Origin of the sequence: Planobispora rosea (assembly GCF_014648175.1) — a bacterium.
GTDB lineage: Bacteria > Actinomycetota > Actinomycetes > Streptosporangiales > Streptosporangiaceae > Planobispora > Planobispora rosea.
Genome location: NZ_BMQP01000020.1, coordinates 78541 through 103549 on the forward strand (window position 1 = coordinate 78541; position 25009 = coordinate 103549).

19 protein-coding genes and 1 tRNA gene are annotated in these 25009 nt (G+C 71.6%); 7 read left to right on the forward strand and 13 right to left on the reverse strand.

Annotation, left to right across the window (positions count from 1 at the left end):
• Nucleotides 1-25 precede the first annotated feature (25 nt).
• From IEZ08_RS20730 to IEZ08_RS20740, 3 genes are all read left to right on the forward strand, one after another.
• The gene (locus IEZ08_RS20730) at nucleotides 26-1639 is read left to right on the forward strand and encodes a penicillin-binding transpeptidase domain-containing protein (RefSeq protein ID WP_189242711.1); all 1614 of its coding nucleotides are present in this window, start codon (nucleotides 26-28) and stop codon (nucleotides 1637-1639) included.
• A gap of 132 nt (nucleotides 1640-1771) precedes the next feature.
• Nucleotides 1772-2446, forward strand: coding sequence for a PAQR family membrane homeostasis protein TrhA (trhA, locus tag IEZ08_RS20735; protein WP_068926122.1), 675 nt, complete (start codon nucleotides 1772-1774; stop codon nucleotides 2444-2446).
• Between the two features lie 10 nt (nucleotides 2447-2456).
• A complete protein-coding gene (locus IEZ08_RS20740) occupies nucleotides 2457-2837 on the forward strand; it encodes a PPOX class F420-dependent oxidoreductase (protein WP_189242712.1) in 381 nt (126 codons plus the stop codon).
• A 27-nt stretch (nucleotides 2838-2864) separates the two neighbouring features.
• Here IEZ08_RS20740 and IEZ08_RS20745 read toward each other — a convergent pair whose 3' ends face one another.
• A complete protein-coding gene (locus IEZ08_RS20745) occupies nucleotides 2865-4064 on the reverse strand; it encodes a M20 metallopeptidase family protein (protein WP_068926119.1) in 1200 nt (399 codons plus the stop codon).
• A gap of 302 nt (nucleotides 4065-4366) precedes the next feature.
• Between IEZ08_RS20745 and lat the strand changes: the two genes are divergently transcribed.
• Complete coding sequence (lat, locus tag IEZ08_RS20750) at nucleotides 4367-5668, forward strand: L-lysine 6-transaminase (protein ID WP_189242713.1); 1302 nt, start codon at nucleotides 4367-4369, stop codon at nucleotides 5666-5668.
• Between the two features lie 101 nt (nucleotides 5669-5769).
• On the opposite strand, the gene IEZ08_RS20755 is transcribed toward lat, so the two are convergent.
• The 8 genes from IEZ08_RS20755 to IEZ08_RS20790 form a co-directional block, all read right to left on the reverse strand.
• Complete coding sequence (locus IEZ08_RS20755; RefSeq protein WP_068926116.1) at nucleotides 5770-6018, reverse strand: helix-turn-helix domain-containing protein; 249 nt, start codon at nucleotides 6016-6018, stop codon at nucleotides 5770-5772.
• Between the two features lie 253 nt (nucleotides 6019-6271).
• Nucleotides 6272-6344 (reverse strand) — tRNA-His (locus IEZ08_RS20760).
• Nucleotides 6345-6429: 85 nt separating this feature from the next.
• A complete protein-coding gene (orn, locus tag IEZ08_RS20765) occupies nucleotides 6430-7032 on the reverse strand; it encodes an oligoribonuclease (RefSeq protein ID WP_068926114.1) in 603 nt (200 codons plus the stop codon).
• Between the two features lie 24 nt (nucleotides 7033-7056).
• Complete coding sequence (locus IEZ08_RS39675; RefSeq protein WP_203863428.1) at nucleotides 7057-8337, reverse strand: DUF2510 domain-containing protein; 1281 nt, start codon at nucleotides 8335-8337, stop codon at nucleotides 7057-7059.
• Nucleotides 8338-8392: 55 nt separating this feature from the next.
• Complete coding sequence (locus IEZ08_RS20775; RefSeq protein ID WP_189242714.1) at nucleotides 8393-9808, reverse strand: protein kinase family protein; 1416 nt, start codon at nucleotides 9806-9808, stop codon at nucleotides 8393-8395.
• A gap of 20 nt (nucleotides 9809-9828) precedes the next feature.
• Nucleotides 9829-11496, reverse strand: a complete 1668-nt coding sequence (locus tag IEZ08_RS20780; RefSeq protein WP_189242715.1) for a serine/threonine-protein kinase — start codon at nucleotides 11494-11496, stop codon at nucleotides 9829-9831.
• A gap of 121 nt (nucleotides 11497-11617) precedes the next feature.
• Nucleotides 11618-13531, reverse strand: coding sequence for a protein kinase domain-containing protein (locus IEZ08_RS40295; protein ID WP_189242716.1), 1914 nt, complete (start codon nucleotides 13529-13531; stop codon nucleotides 11618-11620).
• Nucleotides 13532-13605: 74 nt separating this feature from the next.
• On the reverse strand, nucleotides 13606-14259 hold the full coding sequence (locus IEZ08_RS20790) for a pyridoxamine 5'-phosphate oxidase family protein (protein ID WP_189242717.1): 654 nt from the start codon (nucleotides 14257-14259) through the stop codon (nucleotides 13606-13608).
• A gap of 67 nt (nucleotides 14260-14326) precedes the next feature.
• On the opposite strand from IEZ08_RS20790, the gene pdxR reads away from it, so the two are divergent.
• Entirely contained in the window at nucleotides 14327-15868 is a 1542-nt protein-coding gene (gene pdxR / locus IEZ08_RS20795; RefSeq protein WP_189242718.1) for a MocR-like pyridoxine biosynthesis transcription factor PdxR, read from the forward strand.
• Here the strand turns inward: pdxR and IEZ08_RS20800 are convergent.
• Together IEZ08_RS20800 and IEZ08_RS20805 are read right to left on the reverse strand one after the other, a co-directional pair.
• Nucleotides 15858-16988, reverse strand: a complete 1131-nt coding sequence (locus tag IEZ08_RS20800; protein WP_203863429.1) for a DegT/DnrJ/EryC1/StrS family aminotransferase — start codon at nucleotides 16986-16988, stop codon at nucleotides 15858-15860. The two genes, pdxR and IEZ08_RS20800, sit on opposite strands and share 11 nt — an antisense overlap.
• A 52-nt stretch (nucleotides 16989-17040) precedes the next feature.
• Complete coding sequence (locus IEZ08_RS20805; RefSeq protein WP_189242719.1) at nucleotides 17041-18123, reverse strand: GNAT family N-acetyltransferase; 1083 nt, start codon at nucleotides 18121-18123, stop codon at nucleotides 17041-17043.
• Between the two features lie 213 nt (nucleotides 18124-18336).
• On the opposite strand from IEZ08_RS20805, the gene IEZ08_RS20810 reads away from it, so the two are divergent.
• Nucleotides 18337-19362, forward strand: a complete 1026-nt coding sequence (locus tag IEZ08_RS20810; protein WP_189242720.1) for a phosphotransferase family protein — start codon at nucleotides 18337-18339, stop codon at nucleotides 19360-19362.
• Nucleotides 19363-19527: 165 nt separating this feature from the next.
• Entirely contained in the window at nucleotides 19528-20904 is a 1377-nt protein-coding gene (locus IEZ08_RS20815) for a GH39 family glycosyl hydrolase (RefSeq protein ID WP_229803349.1), read from the forward strand.
• An 18-nt stretch (nucleotides 20905-20922) separates the two neighbouring features.
• Here the strand turns inward: IEZ08_RS20815 and IEZ08_RS20820 are convergent, their stop codons facing one another.
• Together IEZ08_RS20820 and IEZ08_RS20825 are read right to left on the reverse strand one after the other, a co-directional pair.
• Complete coding sequence (locus IEZ08_RS20820) at nucleotides 20923-23331, reverse strand: hypothetical protein (protein WP_189242721.1); 2409 nt, start codon at nucleotides 23329-23331, stop codon at nucleotides 20923-20925.
• Nucleotides 23332-23478: 147 nt separating this feature from the next.
• On the reverse strand, nucleotides 23479-24990 hold the full coding sequence (locus IEZ08_RS20825) for a polysaccharide biosynthesis C-terminal domain-containing protein (RefSeq protein ID WP_189242722.1): 1512 nt from the start codon (nucleotides 24988-24990) through the stop codon (nucleotides 23479-23481).
• Nucleotides 24991-25009 lie beyond the last annotated feature (19 nt).

Consider the following 25009-nt stretch of genomic DNA (forward strand, 5'->3'; position numbering starts at 1 on the left):
AGGGGACATCGTTGGGAGAAACCGTATGCGCACCCGACCGGTTCTCGTGCTCGTCATCGTGTTTCTCGCCATCGTCGGAGGCAGCGTCTACGCCCTGACGCGTCCCACCGAGCCCAGAACCGGGAACCGGGACGCTCCGGTCGTCTCCGGCGGGGTGGGCGGGGCCGATGAGGCCGCCCGACCCGCCCGCCCGCAGGCCGGCGCCGAGGACGTGGCGCGGACCTACCTGACGGCCTGGGAAGGCGCCGACCTGGCCACCATGGACCGGCTCGTGATCGACTCCCCCGGCGACTTCATCGAGCGGCACCACGCCTTCAGTCAGGAACTGGGCATCGAGTCACTGGCGCTCTCGCCGGGGACGATCACCTTCCGGGGCGAGCAGGCGGCCGAGATGCCGTTCCAGGGCGTCAGGCAGGTCAGGGAACTCGGGGCGTGGTCGTTCTCCTCGACGTTGCGGCTGGTGGCCCGGGAGGGCCGGTGGTGGGTGGACTGGGCCCCGGAGACGCTCCACCCCGCGCTCAAGGACGGCGGGCGGCTCCGGCTCCGGGACCTCCCCGCCGAGCCGGCCGAGCTGGTCACCCGTTCGAAGGACCGGTTCCCGCACGACAGCGGCGCCGAGAACTACCTGAAGGTGCTCGCGCCCGACCTGTCCGGGCAGGACGCCGAGGGCGTCGACGGGCTCGCCCTGGAGGCCGTCACGTCCGCGGGCGAGGTCCAGCGGCTCCTGGAGAAGCCGTCGAAGCCGGGGAGGAAGATCGTCACCACCTTCTCCCGCACGGTCCAGGCGGCGGCGGCCAGGGCGCTGGACGGGGTGGAGCGCCCCGCCGCGATCGTCGCCGTGGAGTCCGGCACCGGCGAGGTCCTCGCGGTCGCCGACCGGCTGGGCGGCCGCAACGCCTTCCTCGGCCTGTACCCGCCGGGTTCGACGTTCAAGGTGGTCACCGCCGCGGCGCTGCTGTCGGCGGGGCTCACCCCCGACTCCCCGGTCTCCTGCCCGGCCAGCTACGCCCCCCCGGGCGGAGCCTCGATCCCCAACGCCTCCTCCGTCCCGGTACTGGGCGCGACCACCCTGGTCCGGGCCTTCGCGGTCTCCTGCAACACCACCTTCGTCGACCAGTCGACCCGTACGCTGCAGGACGGCGGCCTGGTCCGGGCCGCCGAGCTGCTCGGCTTCAACAAGGAGCTCGCGGCCCCGGCGGAGACCTGCACGATCAAGCCCCACGCGAACAACGACCAGCTGGCCTCCGACGCCATCGGCCAGAACTCGGTGCTGGCCAGCCCGCTCTGCATGGCCCTGGTCGCCGCCGCGGCGGAGAGCGGTACCTGGCGCCAGCCGAGCATGATGAGAGACCGGGAGCGGCGGGGCGGGGAGGTCCCGCTCCCGCCGGGCGTGGCCGAGGGGCTGCGCACGATGATGCGGGCCGTGGTCACCGAGGGCTCGGCCTCCGCCGTACCCCTCCCCGAGGGTACGGCGGGCAAGACGGGCACCGCCGAGATCGAGACCGGGGCGGGGATCGCCGAGCACGCCTGGTTCATCGGGTACCGCGAGGGTACGGCCTTCGCCGTACTGGTGGAGAGGGGAGGCAGCGGCGCCGCCACCGCCCTGCCCATCGCGGCACGGTTCCTGAACTCCCTCTGACCACCCGTCCGGATCCCGCTCGCCGTGGTCCCGTCCGCCGGGTCCCGCCCGAGTGCTCCTCCGTCCCGCACCGGAGGACAATGTAGGAAAAATCACAACCTACGCAGCCGTAAGTTACGTTACCGTAGGTTCATGACCACCACAGCTGCGGAGAGGGTGCCGCTCCCGATGTCCATCAAGCCGCGCCTGCGCGGCTGGCTGCACGCAGGGGCGCTGCCCGTCACGCTCATCGGCGGATTCGTCCTCGTCGCCCTGGGGCCCACGCTCCAGGCGCGGCTCGCCGCCGCGATCTACGCGATCACATCGGGCCTGCTCTTCGGCATCTCGGCCACCTACCACCGCGGTACGCTCTCCCCGCGGCTGGAGGGCGTGCTGCGCCGCCTCGACCACGCCAACATCTACCTGATCATCGCGGGCACCTACACCCCGTTCGCGCTGCTCGCGCTGGACGGCGCGGCCCGTGTGGTGGTCCTGTCGGTGATCTGGACCGGCGCGATCGCCGGGCTGCTGTTCCGGGTGTTCTGGCTCGGCGCGCCCCGCTGGTTGTCCACCGCCCTCTACATCGCCCTCGGCTGGACGGCCGTGTTCGTCCTGCCCCAGCTCATGGAGGGCGCCGGGGTGGCGGCGGTGGTCCTGGTCATCGTGGGCGGCGTGCTCTACACGGCGGGCGGCGTGGTGTACGGCCTGCGCCGGCCGGACCCCTCGCCCCGCTGGTTCGGTTTCCACGAGGTCTTCCACGCCTTCACCCTCGCCGCCTACCTGGTGCAGTACGTGGCGGTGTCCCTGGTGGTCTACGCGGCGGCGTAGGGTGCCGCCCATGACGAGCATCCCGGAACTGGCCGCCGAGCCGTACGTCTCCGTGACGACCTTCCGCAGGAACGGCACGGCGGTCCCCACCCCCGTCTGGGCGGCCCCGGACGGAGAGTCCCTGGTGATCTGGACCCCCGTCTCCGCGGGCAAGGTCAAGCGGATCCGCAACAACCCGGAGGTCACGGTCAGAGCGTGCGACCTGCGGGGCAACGCGCGCGGCGAGGAGGTCGCCGGCCGGGCGGAGATCCTCTCCGCCGAGGAGACCGAGCGGGTGCGCGGCCTCCTGAGCAGGAAGTACGGCCTGCAGGGGCGGCTGGTCATCCTCGGCAGCAAGCTCCGCAGGGGCAGCCGGGGGACCGTCGCCATCCGGATCACTCCCGCCGGCTGAGGTCCGGGGCCGCCCGCGGGACCCCGGCTACCCCGCGGCCAGGCCGAGACGGCGGGCGGCGAGTTCGGCGTACAGGGCGGCGCCGTCCGGGAGGACGGCGTCGTCGAAGCGCGCCTCCGGGGCGTGGTTGTAGGCGGCCTCGGCCGGGTCCAGGTCCGACGGGCACGCGCCGAGTGCCACGAACGCCGAGGGGATCTCATTGCACACCAGGGAGAAGTCCTCCGCGCCGGTGAACGGCTGCGGCGCCGTGACGAACCGCTCCTCGCCGTAGACCTCGCGGACGGTGGCCCCGACGAAGTCGGCCTCGGCCCCGTTGTTGACGGTGACCGGGTAGCTCATCGTGAAGGCGGTCTCCACGTCGAGCCCGTGGGCCGCCGCGATGCCCTCGACCACGGTGACCGCCCGCTCCCGGACGCGCTCGTGGGAGGCGGCGGAGAACGACCGGATCGTCACCTCGAACCGGGCCTGCTCCGGGATCACGTTGTCGGTCGTCCCGGCGTGGAAACTGCCGACGGTGACGACCACCGGATCGAACACGTCGAAGCCGCGCGTCACCATGGTCTGCAGCGCGAGGACCATCTCGCACGCGGCCGGGATGGGGTCCTTGGCGCGGTGCGGGGCCGAGCCGTGCCCTCCCGCGCCGCGCACCGTGACGACGAGGCTGTCGGCGGCGGCCATGATCGGCCCGCTTCTCGTGATGAACACGCCCTGCGGGAGCACCGAGCTGATGACGTGCAGGGCGTAGGCCGCGACCGGGCGCTCGCCCGCCGCGTCCAGCACGCCCTCCTCGATCATGAACTTCGCGCCGAGGTGACCCTCCTCGCCGGGCTGGAACATGAAGACGACGTTCCCGGCGAGCTGGTCGCGCCGGGCCGCCAGCAGGTGGGCCGCCCCGGCGAGCATGGTGGTGTGCAGGTCGTGGCCGCACGCGTGCATCCGGCCGTCCAGCAGGGAGGTGACCTCCGCGCCGCCGCGCTCGGAGACGGGCAGGGCGTCCATGTCACCGCGGAGCAGCACAGTCGGGCCGGGCCGCGCCCCCCGGAGCACCGCGGTGACCGAGCTCAGCCGCTCGCCGATCCGTACCTCCAGGGGAAGCCCCGAGAGGGCGGCCAGCACCTTCTCCTGGGTGCGGGGCAAGTCGAGACCGAGTTCGGGCTCACGGTGCAGGGCGTGGCGGAGGCGGACCAGTTCCTCGCGCATGTCGGCGGCGGATTCACGGAGAGACACGGGGCGCTCCTCCAGGTTTGCGGGTTTGTGGACCCTGATATGGGGTTTGCAGGCTTTATTCGGCTTTCGGCACTGAGGGGACGATAACCGGACCGGACCCGTTTGTGACCTCCCGGTGGCGATCTCCCGGGGAAGCGGAGCGGAATCCCCCGATGCGGCCCCGCTCGGGACCGCCGCCCGCGGAGAGCGCCGTTCCTTGCGATGGCGAAGAATCTTCACGAGAACAGCTATTCACGCGTAACGTCTCCGGGTAGATGTGTCATTGACGGAGAATCATCTGTCCGACTCATCGCGGAGGGGACATGGACGTGCACGGCCGCCTCGCTCGCCATCTGCTCGTCGACGGCTACCGGCTGGTTCTCGACCTCGAACGGAGCCGGGGCTCCCGGCTCGTCGACGCCCGGACCGGCCGGAGTTATCTGGACTTCTACACCTTCTTCGCCTCCGCGCCGCTCGGCGTGAACCCGTTCGCCGACGATCCGGACTTCCTCGCCCTGCTCGGAGAGGTCGCCGCGAACAAGCCCGCCAACTCCGACCTGTACACCACCCACCTCGCCGACTTCGTCGAGACCTTCACACGCGTTCTGGGTGACCCGGAGCTGCCCCACCTGTTCTTCGTGGAAGGCGGCGCGCTGGCCGTGGAGAACGCGCTCAAATGCGCCTTCGACTGGAAGAGCCGCCACAACGCCGCCCACGGCCGGTCCCCGGAGCTCGGCACCAGGGTGCTCCACCTCACCCGGGCCTTCCACGGCCGCAGCGGCTACACCCTCTCGCTGACCAACACCGACCCGGTCAAGACCGACCGGTTCCCGAAGTTCGACTGGCCCCGCATCGAGGTGCCGGCCATCCACTTCGGGGACGTCGAGGCAGCCGAGGAACGGGCCCTCGCCCAGGCGAGGGCGGCCTTCGAGCGGTACCCGCACGACATCGCCTGCTTCGTCGCCGAACCCATCCAGGGAGAGGGCGGCGACAACCACATGCGTCCCGAGTTCCTCCAGGCGATGGAGCGCCTCTGCCACGAGCACGACGCGCTGTTCGTCATGGACGAGGTTCAGACGGGGGCCGGCATCACCGGCACCCCCTGGGCCTACCAGCAGCTCGGCCTCCACCCCGACGTGGTCGCCTTCGCCAAGAAGGTCCAGGTGGGCGGGGTCATGGCGGGCCGCAGGGTGGACCTGGTGCCGGAGAACGTGTTCCGGGTGAGCGGCAGGATCAACTCCACCTGGGGCGGCGGACTGGTGGACATGGTCCGTTCCCGCCGGATCCTGGAGATCGTCGAGCGCGACGACCTGATCCGGCGCGCCGGCGAGCTGGGCGGGGAACTCCTCGCCGGGCTGCTGAAGCTCCAGGAGACCTTCCCCGACCTGGTGGAGAACGCCCGGGGCCGCGGCCTGATGTGCGCGTTCGACCTGCCGGACCCGGTGGAGCGCGACCGGCTGGTGGCCGCGCTCAGAGAGGACGAGGGCGTACTGGTCCTGCCCTGCGGTGAGCGGTCGGTACGGCTCCGCCCGGCGCTGTCGGTCACGGCGGCCGAGATCCAGGAGGGAACCGCCGCCGTCACCCGCGCCCTGACGGCGTTCCAGGACCTCGGGCTGTCGGCCTGACGGGGCCGGCAGCGCGCCCCGGCGTCACGGCGGAAGGGGTCCGGCCCACGCCGGGGCGCTGCCGTCCGGCGCCGCGGCGTGCGGTCCCCGCGGCGCCTCGGTCAATGGGGAGTGTCTCGGGAGACCTGCTCCAGCCAGACGTCGATCGCGGTGACCCGCGAGTCCACGCCGAGTTTCGCGTAGATCCGGTTCACGTGGTTCTTGACGGTCTTCTCACTCAGGAACAGGTGCCGGGCGATCTCCCCGTTGGAGTGACCGTTCGCGATCAACTCCATGACCTCGGTCTCGCGCCTGCTCAAGCCCGTAACGACTCTGGGTTCGGCGCTGAACCCGGCATCGTCGACTCTCATCCGGCCTCCGTCGCAGCAACACGATCAGGTCGCCGAGGCCCCCGGTCTTACGGCGTAGCGATAGGAGCGAGCATAACCCGCAACATCCTTCTTTGGTGGATAAGCCGAAAGTAGGAAGAAATACGACGGTCGGTCGTGAAGGGCCGGGCACCCGCCTCCCACGCCCGCGGACGGCCCGGCACCGGGGCGGACGAGGCGGAACCCGGAAATACGGAAGGCCTGGTCATATTACCGACCAGGCCTTTCCCCTAGGGGTGAGCGAGGGGACTTGAACCCCCGACATCCAGGACCACAACCTGGCGCTCTGCCAACTGAGCTACGCCCACCATGTCCGCCGCAGCGGCACAGAAAAAGTGTAGCGGTCTTTGGGAGTCCTTACGCACCCCCTTTATGGGGACTGCGCGTCGCGGGTCAGGGTTTGGCGGCGGAGACCTCTTCGGCGAGCTCGCGGGCCGTGGCGGAGTCGGGGCCCGGCTGGGGCACGAAGACGGCCGCGCGGTAGTAGCGCAGCTCGCGGATGCTCTCGACGATGTCGGCCAGGGCCCGGTGGCCGCCCTGCTTCTCCGGGGAGGCGAAGTAGACCCGGGGGTACCAGCGCCGGGCCAGCTCCTTCACCGAGGAGACATCGATCATCCGATAGTGCAGGAAGGCGTCCACGCTCGGCATGTCGCGCGCGATGAACGACCGGTCCGTGGCGATGGAGTTCCCGCACAGCGGGGCCTTCTTCGGTTCCGGCACGTGCTTCTTGATGTATTCCAGGACGAGGGTCTCGGCCTCGGCCAGCGTGACACCGGTGCCCAGCGAGGCGAGCAGCCCGGAGGCGGTGTGCATCTCCCGCACCACCTCCGACATCTGTTCCAGCGCCTCGGACGGGGGCTTGATGACGATGTCAACCCCCTCGTCCAACTGGTTGAGCTCGCCGTCGGTGACCACGCAGGCCACCTCGACGAGGGCGTCACGGCCGAGATCGAGCCCGGTCATCTCACAGTCGATCCAGACCAGCAGGTCACTCATAGCCTTCAGAGTAATGCCCTCCGCTTACGACAGTTCGAGCGACGTGAGCACACGGTCGGTCACCGCACGGTCGAGGTTGTCCGGAACGGAGATGTACATCACCGCCGGGCGCTTGCCGGCTCCCCGGTCCACGATCACGAAGGTGACCTCCTCCTTCTTCCACTTCCAGCCGCTGACCTTCGAGATCTTGGAGAAGTCCAGCTCGACCGAGAGCTGCCAGGCGTCCTTGCCGCTGACCTTGATGGCCTTGCTCTCAAGGGTCTTCTTCGTGTGCTGGGGCTGGTAGAAAGTCGGTTCGATCGCGTTCAGCAGCGCCTCCGCCGCGACCTTCGCGCTCTCGGGCCCGGTGTACCCGGCCTGCTCGGGCAGTTCCGCGGTGAAGACGTTGCCGAGCCAGTTACTCCCCCGGCCGTCGTAGTTCTCGTGGGACATCTTCAGGATTCCGGTGGTCCACACGATCCCGAGCGGGTTGGTGCCGGTGTCGGTGGGGACGATCCAGTCGTCACCCGGATAGGCGTAGGACAGGCCGGTGACGGGGTCCTCGATGCGGCCGTCCGACGGCTGGGGGAGCGGGCCCGCGGACGGCGGGGCCGCGGTGGGGGTGGGCGTGGGGGTCGGGGTCGGCTCCGGGGTGGGCTGCTGGGTCGTCGGGGCCGACGTGGGAACGGAACGGCTCGCGGTCGACGTGCGATCCGGGTTGATCAGGAACACGGCCGCGACCACGATCGCGACGACCAGGATGACCGCCCCGACACCGCCCAGGATCCAGGGCAGCGGGCTCTTGTTCCCGGGCTGAGGACCGCCCGGACCGGGGTAGGGCCCGCCCGGACCGGGGTAGGGCCCGCCAGGGCCGGTGAAGTGCCCGGCGGGGCCGTGGTGGGGGCCCTGGGGACCGCCCGGATGAGGTCCACCCGCCTGGGGACCGCCCAGATGAGGTCCACCCTGCTGAGGCGTGTTCGGGCCGGTGAAGCCGCCGCCCGGCGGGGCGTACTCCGAGACCGGCAGCCGCGCGGTGTCGCCGGGTGCGCCGTCCCATCGGGGCTGCTCCGCCCTGGGCGGCATGCCCGCCTGAGGAGGTACGGAGGACGGGTGGGGACCCGTGCCCTGCGCCTGGGGCGGCGCGGAGGACGGGTGGGGACCCGTGCCCTGCGGCGGGAACGACCGGTCCGGCTGCGGTCCCGGTGCCTGCCCGGCCGCCGCTTCCATCGGGTGGGTGGCGTCGGTCCACTGGTTCCCGTCCCACCACCGCAACTGCGGGGAGCCGTAGGGATCGGGATACCAGCCTGCGGGGGTCTGCGTGGTCATGGCCGTCAGAGTAGTAAGAACCGGAATGTGCTGCATTCCGGGACGGCGAGTACGTTCATGAACATTTGTAGGTGAAGCTCGCTCTGTCCTCGATCTTCGCGCCCTCGGGCACCGGGGAGAGCAGCCGCAAGGTGGCCGTTCCCTTGAAGGTCCCCTCGCCCTTGACGGTCCACTCGAGGCTCACCTCGTGTGAGGTCTCCCCGGCGGCCACCGTGTCGGTCTGCTCGATCGGCGCTCTCCGGTCGCTGCGCTTCCACTGGTAGTGGATCTCTCCGGCCTCCCCGTTGGTGGTGAGGACCCCGCGGATCTTGACCGTCGTGTCGCAGCCCTGGACCTTCTTGGGGGTGATCACCTCGACCTCCGACACGGCCAGCGGCGCCGCCGCCCCGCGCAGCAGCCAGGCGATCAGGCCCGCCACCACCATCAGCGCGAGGATCACCGAGGAGAGCACCGTACGGCGGCGGCGCACGGCCGGTGGCCGGACCGTCCGCAGCCGTTCCCCGGGCAGGACGGTGGGCTGCTGATCCCGCCCGGCGCGCCAGATCCGCTCCGCGGTCGTCTCCGTCGGCACTCCCGGACCGAACCGCATGACGACGTCCTCGGTACGGCCGCCGCCTGTCTCCGGCGCACGCGTCGCCTCCGGCACGTGCAGCAGGGTGACGATCTCCCCCTCGTCCACCCGCGCCGGGGCGGCCTGGGCCGGGACCGAGGGCCCGGCCGGGGGAGAGGTCTCCCGGGTCGTCCACCAGTGCACGGTCTCCACCAGCCGGTCGCGGGAGGGGAACCCCGGCGGCAGGAGGTCACGCCCGGTCAGCAGGGCGTCGCGGGCCGCGGCGAGGCCCCGGGTGGAGGCGATCGCCGCGGTCCGTTCGAACAGGTCGGCGGCCCGAGGGGAGGACGCCGCCCAGGTCGCGGCCAGTCCCCGGGCGAGCGATGCCCAGGACGCCACGTCCCGTTCCGGGGCGGGAGGCCGCCCGTGCAGGGCGTCGACCAGCCCGCGCTCGGCGAGCAGGGCCGTCCCGCCCGGGGCGATCACCACGGCGCCCGGGTGCAGCGCTCCGTGGGCGAGCCCGGCGGAGTGCACGGCGAGCAGGGTCTGAGCGGTCTCCGCCAGGACGGTGGCCGCGCTGCCCGCGTCGGGCCGCGGCGCGCCGGGCGCCTCGGCCAGCAGATCGGTCACCGTCGGGCTGACCGGATCCGCGGTGAGCAACCACACCTCGTCCTGTGCGCCGATCAGGTCGGCGACGGGGACCAGCCCCGCCAGCCCGCCCTGGATCAGGCGGCGGTCGGCGACCACGGCTCCGACCACCCGGTCACGCGCTCCGGGCCGGGCGATCAGCCGGGAGTCGAACCTGAGCGCGCTCACCGGTCTGCCCTCGGCCGAGACCGCCGAGGACCACGTGCCCAGTTCGCTGATCCATGTCCGCCCGGCCAGCCGGAATCCGGCGATGTCCCCCCGATGGGTGTTCATGGTCGTGCCCGTCTCACCATCTAACGCCGCCTCCGATGCCGTCCCGCCATCCTCTGCCTCACCGTCAGTGTGAACGGAACCGCGCCGCTCGTCACCAGCCCCAGGAGCAGGAGGGCCGAGGGGACCATGGCCGGTTCGAGAGGGGCTCCCTCGCGCCGCGGCGTTTCGAGGTCGGGGGTCTCGCCGCTGGTCGGTGTCGTGACCGGCGTCGTGGTCGGTGTCGAGACCGGCGTCGAGGCCGGCGGCGTGGTCGGACGCGTGGTCTGGGGCGGCGTCGGAGTAGGCGTCGGTGTGCGGGTGGGGGGAGTGGACGGCCCTTCCGGAAGGACGGTGGGCCCGCCGTCCTCCTCCGTCGGGGTGGGCGTCGGCTTCTTCGTCGGCCTCTTCGTCGGACTCTTGGTCGGCTTCCGGCTGGGCGTCGCCGACGGTTTGGGCGTCGGGGCGGTGGCGGCGGCGGTGGGCGCCGCCGGCGGAGGGTCGGCGACTCCGCTCGCGGTCGTGTCAGGAGTCGGCTCGGGGCTCTCCTCCACGGGCTCGTCCGTGGGCTCGTCCGCGGGCGCCTCGGTCTCCTCGTCGGGGAGGGCCGTCTCCACCGGGAGCGACGCCGCCGCGGTCGGAGTGGTGACCGAGCTCTGGGGGTCGAGTTCGGTGCTGCCGGAACCGGACAGCAGGGCGGCCACCACGGCGATCACCGCGACGGCTCCGGCGCCGATCGCGATCTTGGCGCCCATCCTGCTCAGCAGCGACGCGGAGTCGGCGTCATCCAGCTCGGTCTCCGCGATCGAGGTGTCGGCCTCCGGAGCCTTCTCCTCACGGGGGAACAGCGCCGCCAGCAGTCCGGCCAGTCCGGCGAGCCGGCGGCGTCCGCGTTCCTGCCAGTCCGGGCCGTAGGCGTCGGCGGCCACGGCCTCCAGCTCGGTGAGGAAGGCCGCGGCGGTCGGCGGACGGTCGGACGGGTCCTTGGCCAGGCCGCGCTCGACCAGGCCGCGGAGCCCGGCCGGGACTTCGTCGACGGGGGGCGGCATGGCCTGGTGCTGCCGGGCCAGCGCGGGAATGCTCTTCGCCCGGAAGGGCCGGGCGCCCGTCAGGCACTCGAAGAACACGACGGTGGCCGCGTAGACGTCGGTGGCCGGTCCGGCGGGGGAGCCCGTCCACTGCTCGGGCGCCATGTAGGGCGGGGTGCCCGCGGGGGCCTCCCCGTCGCCGGAGCGGACCGCGATGCCGAAGTCGACGAGCCGGCTGGTGCCGTCGGCCTCGACCAGGACGTTCTCCGGCTTGAAGTCGCGGTGCACGACCCCGGCCCTGTGCGCGGAGGACAGGCCCAGGAGCGAGCCCTTGAGCACCAGCAGCGCGGCCTCGGGGCCGGTCGGTCCCTCCGAGCGGAGGATGGCGCGCAGGGAGACGCCGTCCACCAGTTCCATCACGATGGCCGCGCCCTGGCCGCTCTCCACGTAGTCGTACAGCCGTACGGTGTGCTGGTCCCGCAGGCTGTGCAGCAGCCGGGCCTCGTGCCGGAAGCGGGCCACGAAGCTGACGTCGCCGCGAAGGTCGTCGGACAGATACTTGATCGCGACCAGAACGCCTTCGGCATCGTGCCGGGCCATCACCACGCGCCCACCGGCGCCGGCTCCCAGCTCGCGAATCTCCGTGTAACCGGGGACTCGCCAGGCCGATGACGTGCCGTACATAACGGTCTCCTCAATTGCCTGGGCCCCCACCCGTAACAGACGGACCGTAGTTTAGCCATAAGATCACGGATTCCGCTGATTAATCGATACTTGGTATCGATGGCGGGGCTATGACCAGGAATTATCTGATTTGACCGGGCGTCGGGGTCTTCTTCGGCACCGGGGTCTTCTTCGGCACCGGGGTCTTCTTCACCACCGGGGTCCTCTCCGGCGCGGGGGTCTTCTTCGGCGGCGGAGCGGCCGTCGGCTTGCCGGAGTCCTGAGGGGACGGCTTCTTCCCGGGGTCACGGGTGGTCTGGGGCTCGGGCGTAGGCGTGGGCTTCGGGCTCGGGCATGCGGGGGTCCGGCCCCGTACCTGGTCGGTCCGGCCCGAGGGGAGTCCGGTCGCCACCGCGCTCCAGCTTGAGCCGCAGGCCACCTTCGGGAAGGTGAATCTGACCGTCGGGGCGTAGGCCGACGCCCCGGACAGCGGCACGACCGTCCGCTGGACGGCCCGGCCCGCCCGGAAGACGACGCGCAGGCGCACCGGCCGGGTGTTCGCGGCCTTCACGGAGACCGATACGACGGCCGTGCCCCTGGCGTTGAGCGTGGCCCGCACCACGTCCACCCGCCGGACCTCCGGAGCGGGGGGCGATGGGGATGTGGGGATCGGTGTGGGTGTGGGGCTCGGTGTGGGAGTCGGGGTCGGTGTGGGAGTCGGGGTCGGGGTCGGGGAGGCCGGTGGGTTCTCCGAGGGGGTGGCGGTCGGCGAGGCCGCCGGTGTCCCGCCGGAGACGTCCGTCGTCGTGGTGGCGGACGGGCCGGGAGCGTCGGGTGCCCCGCCGGGAGGACCGCCGGGCCCGGACGCCTCGCCCGGGGGTGATCCGGTGCCGGCCGAGGGACCGGAGGAGTCCGGGGACGGCGGAGACGCCGGCGGCGGGGACGACACCGGGGGTGAGACCTCCGGGGCCGGGAATCCCGGCGGCGCGGACGAGGGCGGCGCGGTGGCGGCGGCGATGTCGATGACCTGGGCCTGCGGGGGGCGGCCGGAGGCCAGCACGTAGGCGCTGACGCCGATCGCGACGAGCGCCAGCCCGGCGCCGGTGAGTATGCCCGCCGACTTGCCTCGGGCCGCGTCCAGCACGGTGCGGAACAGGGTGGTTCCGCCCGAAGGCTGCGGGGGACCGCCCCGGAAGAGCAGCGGGAGCAGCGACGCCAGCGCGGCCAGACGGCGGCGTCCCCGCTCCTCCCAGTCCTCGCCGTAGCCGGCCACCGCCGCCGCCTCCAGCTCGGCCACGAAGCCGGCGGCGGTGGCCGGCCGGTCCAGCGGGTCCTTGGCCAGGCCCCGGGCGACCAGCACCCGGACCGGTTCCGGCACCTCCTCGACCGGGACGGGGATGTTCATGTGCTGGTACAGCAGCACGGCACGTTCGGTCGCCCGGTACGGCCGGTGCCCGGTGAGGCACTCGAAGAAGACCACCGTGGCGGCGTACACGTCCGTGGCGGGGGAGGCCGGGGAGCCCGTCCACTGCTCGGGCGCCATGTAGGGCGGGGTGCCCGCGGGCCGGTCCGTCTCACCGGCGCGTACGGCGATGCCGAAGTCGACCAGCTTGCTCGCGCCGTCCCCCTGGACGAGCACGTTCTCCGGCTTGTAGTCGCGGTGCACCAGGCCCATCGTGTGCGCCGCGGCCAGGCCCATGAGCGAGCCCTTGAGCACGACGAGAGCCGCCTCCGGCCCGGTGGAGCCGTGTTCGCGGATCAGCTCGCGCAGGGAGACGGCGTGGACGAGCTCCATCACGATCGCGGCGTTCCCGGCCTCCTCTACATACTCGTAGAGCCGGGCCACGTTCGGGTCGGCGAGCTCCACCAGGAGCCTGGCCTCGTCCCGGAACCGGGAGAGGAAGTCCGGGTCACCCCTGAGATCCTCCGCCAGGTATTTGATCGCGACCTCGACGCCGGAGACGTCGTGCCGGGCGAGCACCACCCGGCCGCCGCCCCCCACGCCGAGCTCGCGCAGCTCGGTGTATCCGGGCAGGCTCCATGCGCTGGCGGTCATCGCGCCCTCCACCGGTTCGGGTGCGTCCTCCTACTGAGACGTACGTTTCCACCGACTGGTTGGCGTGGGAAGCCTTACCGGATGGCTATGGTTCGGGACGAGATGTGCTCGGGCACGGTCAGGTCCACGGTCATCACCGGGTCCGGTTCGGGGACGCCCCAGCTCGTGCGGAGCGGCAGGACGCCGGCCCAGATCGGCAGCGCGTAGTCCTCCCCGTCGTCGACCGGCGGGCCCTGACGCACCTTCACCGAGGCCTCCTCGAGGGAGAGGGCGAGCACCGCCGTGGCGGCGAGCTCCTTGCGGGTCGGCGGGCGGACGGCGTCCCACTGACCGGGGGCGAGCTGTTCGGTGATCGCGCGCAGACCCGCCAGGTGCTCCTCGGGGTCCTCCACGAGGCGCGGGCGGCCGTAGACCATGGCGGAGCGGTAGTTGACCGAGTGGTGGAAGGCCGAGCGGGCCAGCACGACGCCGTCCAGATGCGTGACGGTGACGCAGACCTCGCCGCCGGAACCGCCCGTGCGCAGGGAGCGGGACCCGGTGGAACCGTGCAGGTAGAGGGTGTCGCCGATGCGGCCGTACCCGGTGGGGACGACCATGGGGAAGCCGTCGACCACGACGCCGAGATGGCAGATCAGTCCGGCGTCCAGCACGGCGTAGAGGTCGTCGCGGTCCGTGCGGGCCCGGTTCTTGCCGCGGAGAAGGGTGGTACGGGAGGTCGTCGAGAGCATGACCCTAATCTAGGAAGAAGTGGACATAGGAAACATATCCACTTCTTGTCGCTTACAGGAGACCACTTTGCCGTCCGTCTCACCTGCCGATCCACCGGTCTCCGCCCGGCTGGTCGACCTCCCGGTCCACGTGGACCGGGAACTCCCGGTCCCGCTCTCCACCCAGCTCGGTGATCATCTCCGGGCCGCCATGCGGGACGGCACCCTGAAGTCCGGCGAGCGCCTGCCCTCCACCCGGGCGCTCGCCCGCCAGCTCGCGGTCAGCCGTACCGTCGTCACCGAGGCGTACCAGCAGCTCTACGCCGAGGGGTGGATCGAGGGGCGCCACGGCTCCGGCACGTACGTGGCCGACCTGACCGTCCCCGCACCGCCCGGCGCCGTCACCCCCGGCTCCGGGCCCCGCGTTCCCCGGCCGGGGAGCGGACACGGCCCGGGGCGGGAGCGCGGGTACGGCGGCGCGGCGCCGGAGGAGAACGGCGCGGCGCGGTGTGAGCGGGATGTCCCGTGGCGGGCGGACGGGCGAGGCGCGGCGCCGCCGTACGGTGAGGAGATCATCAACCTGCGGCCGGGGCAGCCGTGGGTGAAGGACTACGACGAGGCCGCATGGCGCAGGGCGTGGCGGCAGGCGGCGGAGCTGCCGCCGGGGGAGGACCCGGATCCGTACGGGCTGCCCCGGCTCCGGGAGGCGCTGGCCGGGCACCTGCGCAGGAGCAGGGGCGTCCTGGTCGGCCCGGAGAACATCATGATCACTCGGGGTACCGGCAACGGCCTCGACCTGGTCGCCGCCACCGTCCTGCGTCCCGGCGACCGGGCGGGTGTCGAGGAGCCCGGCTACCGGGTGGCCAGGAACGTCTTCGCGGCCCGGGGCGCCGAGATCGTCCCCTGCCCGGTCGACGGGGACGGCGTCCTGGTGGACGACCTCCCCGATGATCTACGCGTGCTGTACACCACGCCCGCCCACCAGTACCCCCTCGGCGGGCGCCTGCCCATCCCGCGCCGCGAACGCCTGCTCGCCTGGGCCCGCCGTGCCGGCGCGCTCGTCGTGGAGGACGACTACGACGCCGAGTTCCGCTACGACGTCGCCCCGCTGCCCGCCCTGTACGGCCTCGATCCGGGCCGGGTGATCCTGGTGGGCACCCTGTCCAAGAGCCTCTCCCCGGACGTCGGCGTCGGCTGGCTGGTCGCCGCCCCCGATCTGCTCGACGCCGTCGCCCGGACCCGCCACATCCTGGCCGACCGGACCTCGGGCCCGGCCCAGCAGGCGGTGTCCGTCCTCATCGAGCGCGGCGACCTGGACCGGCACCTGCGCCGCATGCGGCTGGAGTACGCCCGGCGCAGGGCCGCGATCGTGGAGGTTCTCGGCTCCCGGGTGATGGGCGACACCGCGGGGCTGCACGTCATGGTGGAGCTGCCCGAGCACGCGGTCCCGGCCGTGGTCGAGGCCGCCCGCGCACGCGGCGTGCTGCTCGACACGACGGCCCGCCACCATCACGGGCCGCCGCGCCGGCACGGTCTCGTCCTCGGGTACGGCTCGGCCTCCCTCTCCCAGGTCAGGCGGGGGATCGTGATCCTGGCGGAGCTGCTGGGCCAGGTGGAGGTCACGGGCTGACGGGCGGGGCCGGAGCGAGGGCGCGGAGCACGGGCATCGCGCGCCGGGCGTACAGCGGGTCGACCGGGAGCACGTGCCGCCCCCACCAGCGCGCGACCGCGGGAGCGGGCGAGGCCTCGGTGAACTCCGGCAGGTAGTCGTCGTAGGGAGGGTCGTAGAGGTAACCCGTCGCCACGCCGCGCCGTTCCAGGTCGGCGATGGCCGCGTCCCGGTCGGAGACCAGCAGCGGCACCCGGAACAGCGGCTGCTCAAGATGATCCCGTACGGCCGCCGCGGCCGTCGGCAGCTCGGCCAGGAGCCGCACCCCGGCGATCCGCCGTTCACGCTGCCGGTCCAGGGTCCGCAGCCGCCTCGACTGGTACCAGCGCGACAGGTGGCCCCGCCGGGTCCGGTAGTCGTGCAGGTCGGCCCGGACCCAGGAGTCGAAGGCCGGCAGGTCGGGGGCCTGCTTCAGCGCCAGCCGCACGTCGTCGGGGCGCGGGGCGATGCGGTAGCCCTCCCGCTCCTCCTCCAGGCCCAGGCCGCGCGAGAGCCTAAGCGCGGGCCGGACCATGCCGAGGCGGAGCGCCGCGTGCCTGGCCATCGAGGTCAGCACGGAGCAGATCTCCCCGGCGAACGCCCTCGGCAGCATCAGCCGGTCCCGCTCACGCTCCAGCGCCCGCAGGTCCGACTCGTGCTCGACCGCGAGCACCCCGCCGGAGCCCGCGCCCGGGTGTTTGGAGAGGCTGTAGACCCCGGCGGCGCCGAACGTGCCGAGCGGCCGGCCGCCGACGGTGGTCTCGATGGCGTGCGCGACGTCCTCGATCAGGACCTTGCCCGCGAAGGCCGAGACCCGGTCGGGCAGGCCGTACAGGTTGGTGGTCAGGACCGCGTCCACCGCGTCGAGGTCGACCGCGCCGGGATCGATGTTGCCGTCGGCGGGGGAGAGCGGCGCGATCACCGGCCGCAGGCCCGCCGCGAGCACCAGGAACAGGATCTCGTCGGCGGAGATCGGTGACATCAGCAGCCGCTCTCCCGGCGAGCACCAGTGGCGCAGGGCGAGATAGAGGCCGAACCGGTTGGACGGCAGGGCGAGGCAGCGGCGGCCGGTCCTGCCGGCCACCAGGGCTTCGGGTCTCATCCGAGTGGACCGGATGCGGGTGGGCCGGAGGTCTGCATGTCCGGATGATCTCCTAGGACTGTACGGAGGCGCGAATCCGGCCGAAGGTCTTGAGCGCCCGGTCGGCGGTGTTGCGCAGCGCCGGGTTGGCCAGGACCGTCCCCCGTGCCTTGCGGACCGGTACCCGGAGCATCCAGTGCACCCCGGCGCCGGCGGACGGGCGGGCGATCCGGCCCTCCGCCACGTGGTACTCGCCGTTCTTGAGCTTCTCCTTGTACTCCTTCTCGCCGCGGCCCATGTCGATGATCTGGATTCCGCGCTCGGCGGCCTTCTCCGCCATGCTCAGGTGCTGGATCAGGCCGGGGGAGTACTTGGCGTAGGCGGGGTCGTAGGCGGGGAACCAGCCGGCGAGGGTGGTCGCGGTCCGCAGCCCGAAGTGGCCCGCGACCGGGAGACCGTCCACGTAGAGCATGTCCATGGCCCCGGCGAAGTGCTCGCTGTCGGTGGCGTGCAGACGCTCGACGAGCTCCACGATCCACGGACGGGCGAAGCGGTCGGTCCGGCCGGTCCGGCGGTACTGGTCCGTCTTCCAGCCGAGCAGCGTGCGCAGGGCCGCCGTGTCGGTGGTGGCGTGGTCGTAGCGGAGGGGCCCGACGTCCCTCTGGAGCTTGCGGCTCTTGTAGGCCGTCGTGCGGTAGGTCTTGCCGGAGGTCGCCTTGATCGTCTCGATGTAGGAGTCGTAGCCGGCCCGCATGTCGATGACGGGGGAAGGATGGCGCGAGTGCCGCAGGGGCAGCAGCGGCTGGCCCGCGACCAGGTGGTCGAACTCGAAGACGGCCAGGCCGCAGGACTTGATCAGCCGGGCCGGGTCGAACTCCACGTCCTTGGCGTGCACCATCCCCTGCGCGTCGGTCAGCCCGGCGGCCACCGGCTTGCCGATGCCCAGCGGGTGCCGTTCGAACGGGAAGAATCCCACCACGTCGGGACCGTCGTGCATGACGGCCACCCGGACGTGGTCGCGCAGGGATCCGACTGTGATCGTGAACTCCGGCGACAGGAAGGGACTGTCGAAGGCCGGGGACGCGGTCTGGAGGTCCCTCCAGCGATCGATGTCGGACGCTCCGAGCTCGCGTGGGTGAATGATAGAGACGCGCATGGGCTCCTACTGGTTTTGGGGTGTGCGGGTTCCCCTACGCCATCCAGCATGGACTCTCCAGCGGACGTGTGCACTGACCAGGATGCTGGGTGGCGCGTAATGTAACGGTAAATGATTTACCTGGTAGCAGGCTGTCAAAACGCCCGGGATCCTTGCTCCTGCCGAGACGCCGGACTGGCGTGGCTCACCAGAATAGGGTTCTAATAAGGGGCTATGAACGTCCCTGGCATCGACTGGACCCGCCTGACCGGCTGGATGGCCGCGCACGTCCCGGACGCGGGTGAGCCCGTCGAGATCTCCCTGATCTCCGGTGGCAGGTCCAATCTCACCTACGCCCTGCGGACCGGGGACCGCCGCCTGGTGCTGCGCAGGCCCCCGCTGGGCCACGTCCTGCCCACCGCCCACGACATGCGGCGGGAGTGGCGGGTGATCTCGGCCCTCGCGGAGACCCCGGTCCCGGTCCCGGAGCCGGTGGCCTTCTGCGGGGACGAGGACGTCATCGGGGCGCCGTTCTACCTCATGGGGCACGTGGACGGCGCCGCCGTGCGCACCCGGGAGGACGCCGCGGGCCTGGGCCCCGAGCAGACGCGGCGGCTGTCGGAGCGGCTGGCCGAGGTGCTCGCGGCCGTCCACGCGGTCGACTTCCGGGCGGTGGGCCTGGGCGACTTCGGCCGCCCCGAGGGCTACATGACGCGGCAGCTGGAGCGCTGGGGCCAGCAGTGGGAGCGTTCGAAGACCGCCGACCTGCCCGAGCACGACAGCTTGGCGGCCCGCCTGCGTGAGCGGCTGCCCGCCCGCTCGGCCTCGACGCTGGTCCACGGCGACTACCGGCTCGACAACACGCTCGTACGGCTCTCGCCCGACCCCGACATCCTCGCCGTCGTCGACTGGGAGATGTCCACCCTCGGCGACCCGCTCGCCGACCTCGGCCTCACCCTCACCTACTGGCAGGATCCCGAGGACGAGGAACGCGCCTCGGTCCCGGTGGCCGCCGGGGTGACCGTCGCCCCGGGCTTCCTCACCGCGCGGGAGTTCGCCGCGCACTACGCCAAGGTCTCCGGGACCGACATCGCCGACCTCGACTTCTACGTGGCCTTCGGCACCTACAAGCTGGCCGTCATCGTGGAGGGCATCCACGCCCGCTTCAAGCAGGGCAAGACGGTGGGGGAGGGCTTCGAGCACATCGGCGCGGCCGTCCCGACCCTGCTGCGGCGTGCCCACCGGCTCCTGGACGGCTGAGGGCCTGCAAGCTCGCATCCGTTCGGCGTCAAGCGGCCCGTAAGCACTCCGGATTACGGTATCAATGCAGTTGGTAACGCTTGTCTGTGAGGCGTGCCGACGCGCGATCACGATGACGACGGCTGTGCGAGGCTGTAGTCCGGACGAAGGATCGAGGACGAACCGGTGATACCGACCAAAGGACGGCACCAGAGAAGGCGCCCGAGCTGGCCGGTCGCACTGGGGGCGGGCGTCGTCGCGCTGGCGCTCATCATCGTGGCGGTCATGTTCTCCACCGAGGAGGACACCCCGCGCGGGCAGCTGATGACGATCCCCCCGACGCAGACGGCGCCGCTGCTGTCCCCGCCGCCGGTCACGGAGTCGTGGCCCCGCTGGGGCGTCACCCACACCGAGTACAGCGCGGACGACGAGCCCTCGAAGGTCACCGAGAGGGCCGCCCACCTGCTCAGCCGGGTCCCGATGGTGCAGAACCAGCACATCATGGGCTGGGGCGCCGGCAACCCCGAGCCCGCACCGGGCAAGTACGACTTCCGCGACCTCGACGCCCGCGTCAAGCTCATGTCGGAGTCCCAGGCCGTCCCGGTGATCACACTCTGCTGCGCGCCCGACTGGATGAAGGGCGGCAGCGAGGGCCGGACCGACTGGAGCCAGTCCTCCCTGGAGACCGCGCCCCGGCGCGAGCACTTCGAGGACTTCGCGAAGCTGGCCGCGACCGTGGCCAGGCGCTACCCGACGGTCAAGCACTTCATGGTCTGGAACGAGTTCAAGGGCTTCTGGAACAACGCCCAGAACCGCTGGGACGCCGAGGCCTACACCGAGCTCTACAACAAGGTCTACGACGCGCTGAAGGCCGTGGACGAGGACATCAAGGTCGGCGGGCCGTACGTGCCGATCCTGAGCAACAAGAACGTCGGGAACTCGCAGCTCCGGGGCGCCTGGGGCATCGCCGACCAGCGTGACCTGGACGCCGTCGAATACTGGATCGCGAACAAGAAGGGCGCCGACTTCATCGTCATCGACGCCGCCTCGGTGACCAAGGACGCCGGGATCCACCCCGACGAGTTCACCGCGCTCGGCAAGTTCAGCGCCATCACCACCTGGCTCCGGCAGAAGAGCGGCGACCTGCCCGTCTGGTGGGCGGAGTGGTACGTCGCCCCCGAGGACGTCGACTGGAGCACCGAGCGCCGCACCGCCGTGCAGGCGGTGGCCATGATGGAGTTCGCCACCAGCGGGGCCGCCACCGCGCTCTACTGGAACCCCCAGCGCAAGGCCGGCGAGGACTGCCCCGGCTGCCTGTGGCGTCCGGGCAGGGGCGACGAGCTGCCCATGGCCGGGGTCCTCAGCGGGTTCACCAAGTGGTTCCCGGCCGGCACCCGGCTGGAGACGGTCACCTCCTCCGACCCCCGGGTGCGGGTGCTCGCCCAGCAGCGCATGCTGGTGATGGTCAACACCACGGGCGCCGCCGTGACCGCGACCGTGGACGGCAAGCAGGTCGAGCTGGCGCCGTACGAGATCAAGTGGAGCGAGCGGGGCGGGGTGTAGCCCGCCCCGCGGGGCGGGCTACGGGGTCTGGCTGAACCCGATCACGATGAAACGCTCGGCGACCACGGCGACCGAGACGACGAAGGCCGGGACGGCGACCCCCATCACCAGGCGCCTCGCCCTCCGGCCGCGACCGGGCCCGCGCAGGTGGACGAGCTGGTAGGCGAACAGGGCGATCCAGGCGACCACGAGGGCGCCCAGCCCGACCGGGGTCCAGGGTGAGGTCGGGTCGCCGGGACCGCCCAGGCCGCGCGGCGAGGGGATCGCGGCGTTCGCGGGTTGCGACCGCAGCGTGTAGACCGCGGCGTCCGCGTTGGAGTAGACCCGCTTCAGCAGCCGCGAGGAGTCCAGGGCGGCCCGGAAACGCCTGTCCCAGTCCGCCGGGAAGCCGTGGTTGAGCTGCAGGTAGGCGCCCTGCCCGCGGGTGACCACGAGGTAGGTGTTGGGCGGCGAGACGCTGAGCTTGTCGATCACCGAGGAGATCACGGCGGGGTTCCTGTCGACGAGCACCTGCTGGTATTCGATCTTGTCGAAGTCCTGTTCGCCCCAGGGGATGGACGGGGTGACCTCCGGGCCGATCAGCGGCACCAGGTACAGCAGGCGGCCGCTGGGCTCGTCGTTGGCGTAGACGTAGTGCATCGCCGCGACCTCGCCGGTGGAGACGCGCTCGAACTGCTCGTTGCCGTAGCGGGCGACCAGGAAGGCGATGGACAGGACCATCGCGCACACGGCGGCCAGGAGCAGCGAGATCCGCCGGGTGAGCCGGGGATCGAAGCGGGCGTTGATCCTGCGGATCGGCACCGTCTCGTCGGGCGAGTCGGCCGGGCCGGCGGGCAGGTTCGGGAAGAACGCGTAGGCGGCCAGGATGCAGGCGCCGGGCAACGCGAACATGTAGATCCGCAGACCGATCTCGCCGCCGTAGCTCTGCAGGCCCAGGGCGAGCACCGGGACGCACAGCAGCAGCAGCGCGGCCCGGTCGCCGACGCCCCGGCGCAACCTGCGCAGCAGGCCGGTGGCGGCCAGCAGCAGGATGACGGCGCAGATGCCGAGCCGGGCCATCAGGACGAGCGCGTGCTTGGCGTCGGTGCCCTCGATCCGGTCGCCGGTGTTGCTCCGCAGGTTCTCGAAGAACCGTCCCAGGCCGCCGAAGAGCTGGTCGATGTGGCCGCTCCAGAAGGCGGTCGTCTGGTAGCTGATCCAGGCGAGCACGATCAGGCCCAGGAAGAACGGCATGGCCCAGCTGAGCGAGCAGCGCCGCAGCAGGATCAGGCCGGTCAGGGCGCCCAGCATCATGAACGGGGTGATCTGGTGCGCGGTGGTGGCGGCCACGAACAGGACGATCAGCATGATCAACATGATCGAACGGTCGTAGACGCCGGTGACGTGGACGAGCTCGCCCGGGGTCAGCCCGCGCAGCCGGGACAGCAGCCGCCGTACGGGACCCCCGACCTTCGGCGCCTCACGCGGCTCGACCCTTCCGAACCAGCGCAGCAGGATCGCCACGAACGCCAGGTAGATGGCGTAGGTGAAGCCCTGGGCGGAGAAGTAGTCCTGGCCGATCCACTGCACGATGACGAAGAGCAGCGCGGCGAACCAGCGCGCCCGGGTGGTGGCGACCACCTGGCGCAGGATCAGCACGAACGGCAGCAGGTAGAGCAGGTTGGACAGGAGCGGGGTCCACTGCATGATCGTGCTGAGGTCGGTGATCCCCGCGGCCCGCGTGATGAACGCGATCATCGCGAAGAACCCGGGCCAGGCGAAGCGGGCGTCCAGCAGCGGGGAGGACTCTCCGGTGCGGGCGATGAACTCCACGAATCCCGCGTGGACGTACGCGGTGTGGAACCGCGGCTCGTCGTGGATCAGCGCGGACGCGCCGTGCAGGGCGAAAGTGATCGCCGAGATCTGGAAGAGCAGCAGGAACTTGCGGTCGGTGTTCTGCGCGATGGTCACGAAGAACGCCACGATCATCAGCAGGATGGCGACGAACGCGGTACTGGGCAGGGCCGAGATCAGCCCGAGCCCGTCGATGTCCGCGACGTCGACACCCCGCAGCGGCCCCGGCGACACGCGCAGGGCCAGCACGTACATGATCAGGCCCTCGACGCTCAGCAGCAGCGGGAGCCAGCCGGTGGCGCTGTCCACCAGCGCCGACAGGCGAGTCGGACCCGGGGCGGGCACCGCGGGACGGTCCACCCTGGCAGGGACGGGCGGAGCATCGTCCTCACCGTCGCGTTCGGGGGCCCGTTCCGCGCCGTCGTGCCCGGGGGCCCGTTCCGCGTCGGCGCTCTCCGCGCCGTCATGGTCGGGGATCTGCTCCGTGCCGGCGCTCTCCGCGCCGTCGCGTTCGGGGGCCCGTTCCGCGTCGGCGTCGCCGTCGCGCGGCCCCGGGGTCCCATCCTGTTCGCCCGGCGCCTCGGAGGAGGTCATGCGGGAGTCCTCTCCGTCCGCTAGGGCCTGAGCCTCACCGGGGGGCACGGGATGGGGGGTGGAGGGGGTCTCCTCGGCCTCGGCAGTCTCCGCCGCCTCCATTGTCACGTCCTACCTGCCTGTCGCCTCACGTCTGACATCATGGGGCTACAGGGACCCCCGTGCGATCGTTGACTGCGAAGTTTTTCCATATTTGAGCATTTTGCGAAGATCGTTGAAGATCAGAGCGGCGAGGAGAAGCTCGCTCAGCAGAAGGGCGTACCCTACCGCGTTCACCCCCAGATGGGGGAAGAGCAGCAATGTGCTGGCCAGCACGAGAACCGCCAGGCCCACCTGGACGAGTGCCAGCCTACGCGCCTGCCCACGGGCCCGCAGGCCGCTCAGATAGATCTCGATGAGCACCCGGGGCAGCACCGCCAGAGCCATCAGCTGGAGCAGAAGCGTACCCCGCTCGGCGAAGTCCGAGCCGAAGACGCGCAGGATGAACGGGCCGGCGAGGATCGTCATGACCACGATCGGAACGATGATCATGAATGCTCTGCGGAGGGCACGGCGGGAGTTCGCCGCGATCGCGTCCCGGTCGAAGGAGCCCTCGACGGTGAGGGAGGTCGCCATGTTCATCGCCAGCAGCTCGATCAGGCAGCCCAGGGTGTGGGCCATCGAGAAGTACCCGAACGTCACCTCGTCCACCTGGGCGGCGATCAGCACCGGGATCAGATAGACGATCGCCAGGATCGACAGCGTGCCCGGATAGTCCCCGGCCAGGAAGCGGCCGATCTCGGGGAGCCGGGGCGGCGGCGCGCCGGAGTCGGTCTTCCGGACGTGCCGGGGGATGACCTTCCCGAAGAGGAAGATGTTGATCGGGATCAGCGCCATGGCCGCGGGGATGATCCAGGAGACGAAGATGCCGTCGTCGGGCAGCGTGTACGCCAGCCCGATCAGCATCGCCATCTTGACCAGGCCGTAGCCGATGCTGTTCACCGGGACCCAGGTGGCCTTGCGCAGCCCGGCCAGAGTCACGTCCTGGAGGGTGAACACCGACCAGACCAGCACCGACGCCAGGAAGAACAGACCCGGGCCGAAACCTCCCAGGGAGGCGTAGGTCGGTCCCCACCACGGCAGCGTGACCAGGAACCCCACCGCCGCCGTCACGCCGGTCGCCCCGGCGATCGCGTAGGCCCGGACGATGAGCTCGGGGGTACGGCGTCCCGCCAGGGGGATGAACTTGGCCAGGGCTCCGACGAAGCCGAGCGCGGTCAGCGAGGCGAACAGCCGCATCGCGGTGATCAGGGCCTGGCCCCGGCCGAAGTCGGCCGGGTCGTACAGCTGCGCGGCGAGCCACCAGTAGCCCATGCCGAGCACGGCGGTGATGGCGGTGTTGGCCATGAGCGCGTAACCGTTGCGGAACAGCGGGTTGCGCAGGTCCAGCAGGAGCTTGCGCCACAGTCCCCGGACCCGGCCCACCGGCGCCGGGGCGGCGTCCGGCCCCGGCTCCGGCCGTGTGCCCGGCTCCGGCCGTGTGCCCGGCTCCGGCCGCACGCCCGAGCCCGTGCCCGAACCCGTGCCCGGACCCGTGTCTGAGTCCGAACCCGCGGCCGGACCCGGGACGGCGCCCGTGAAGGCGGTGTCCCCGATCGTCCGCTCGTCGAGTTCGCTCATGTCCCTGCCTCCCCCTACG

What these genes read in the sequence shown, in the direction of transcription:
- IEZ08_RS20730 (WP_189242711.1), top strand. Translation starts at nt 26, where the DNA reads ATGCGCACCCGACCGGTTCTCGTGCTCGTCATCGTGTTTCTCGCCATC.
- trhA (WP_068926122.1), top strand. Translation starts at nt 1,772, where the DNA reads ATGACCACCACAGCTGCGGAGAGGGTGCCGCTCCCGATGTCCATCAAG.
- IEZ08_RS20740 (WP_189242712.1), top strand. Translation starts at nt 2,457, where the DNA reads ATGACGAGCATCCCGGAACTGGCCGCCGAGCCGTACGTCTCCGTGACG.
- lat (WP_189242713.1), top strand. Translation starts at nt 4,367, where the DNA reads ATGGACGTGCACGGCCGCCTCGCTCGCCATCTGCTCGTCGACGGCTAC.
- IEZ08_RS20755 (WP_068926116.1), bottom strand. Translation starts at nt 6,018, where the DNA reads ATGAGAGTCGACGATGCCGGGTTCAGCGCCGAACCCAGAGTCGTTACG.
- orn (WP_068926114.1), bottom strand. Translation starts at nt 7,032, where the DNA reads ATGAGTGACCTGCTGGTCTGGATCGACTGTGAGATGACCGGGCTCGAT.
- IEZ08_RS39675 (WP_203863428.1), bottom strand. Translation starts at nt 8,337, where the DNA reads ATGACCACGCAGACCCCCGCAGGCTGGTATCCCGATCCCTACGGCTCC.
- IEZ08_RS20775 (WP_189242714.1), bottom strand. Translation starts at nt 9,808, where the DNA reads ATGAACACCCATCGGGGGGACATCGCCGGATTCCGGCTGGCCGGGCGG.
- IEZ08_RS20780 (WP_189242715.1), bottom strand. Translation starts at nt 11,496, where the DNA reads ATGTACGGCACGTCATCGGCCTGGCGAGTCCCCGGTTACACGGAGATT.
- IEZ08_RS40295 (WP_189242716.1), bottom strand. Translation starts at nt 13,531, where the DNA reads ATGACCGCCAGCGCATGGAGCCTGCCCGGATACACCGAGCTGCGCGAG.
- IEZ08_RS20790 (WP_189242717.1), bottom strand. Translation starts at nt 14,259, where the DNA reads ATGCTCTCGACGACCTCCCGTACCACCCTTCTCCGCGGCAAGAACCGG.
- IEZ08_RS20800 (WP_203863429.1), bottom strand. Translation starts at nt 16,988, where the DNA reads ATGAGACCCGAAGCCCTGGTGGCCGGCAGGACCGGCCGCCGCTGCCTC.
- IEZ08_RS20805 (WP_189242719.1), bottom strand. Translation starts at nt 18,123, where the DNA reads ATGCGCGTCTCTATCATTCACCCACGCGAGCTCGGAGCGTCCGACATC.
- IEZ08_RS20810 (WP_189242720.1), top strand. Translation starts at nt 18,337, where the DNA reads ATGAACGTCCCTGGCATCGACTGGACCCGCCTGACCGGCTGGATGGCC.
- IEZ08_RS20820 (WP_189242721.1), bottom strand. Translation starts at nt 23,331, where the DNA reads ATGACCTCCTCCGAGGCGCCGGGCGAACAGGATGGGACCCCGGGGCCG.
- IEZ08_RS20825 (WP_189242722.1), bottom strand. Translation starts at nt 24,990, where the DNA reads ATGAGCGAACTCGACGAGCGGACGATCGGGGACACCGCCTTCACGGGC.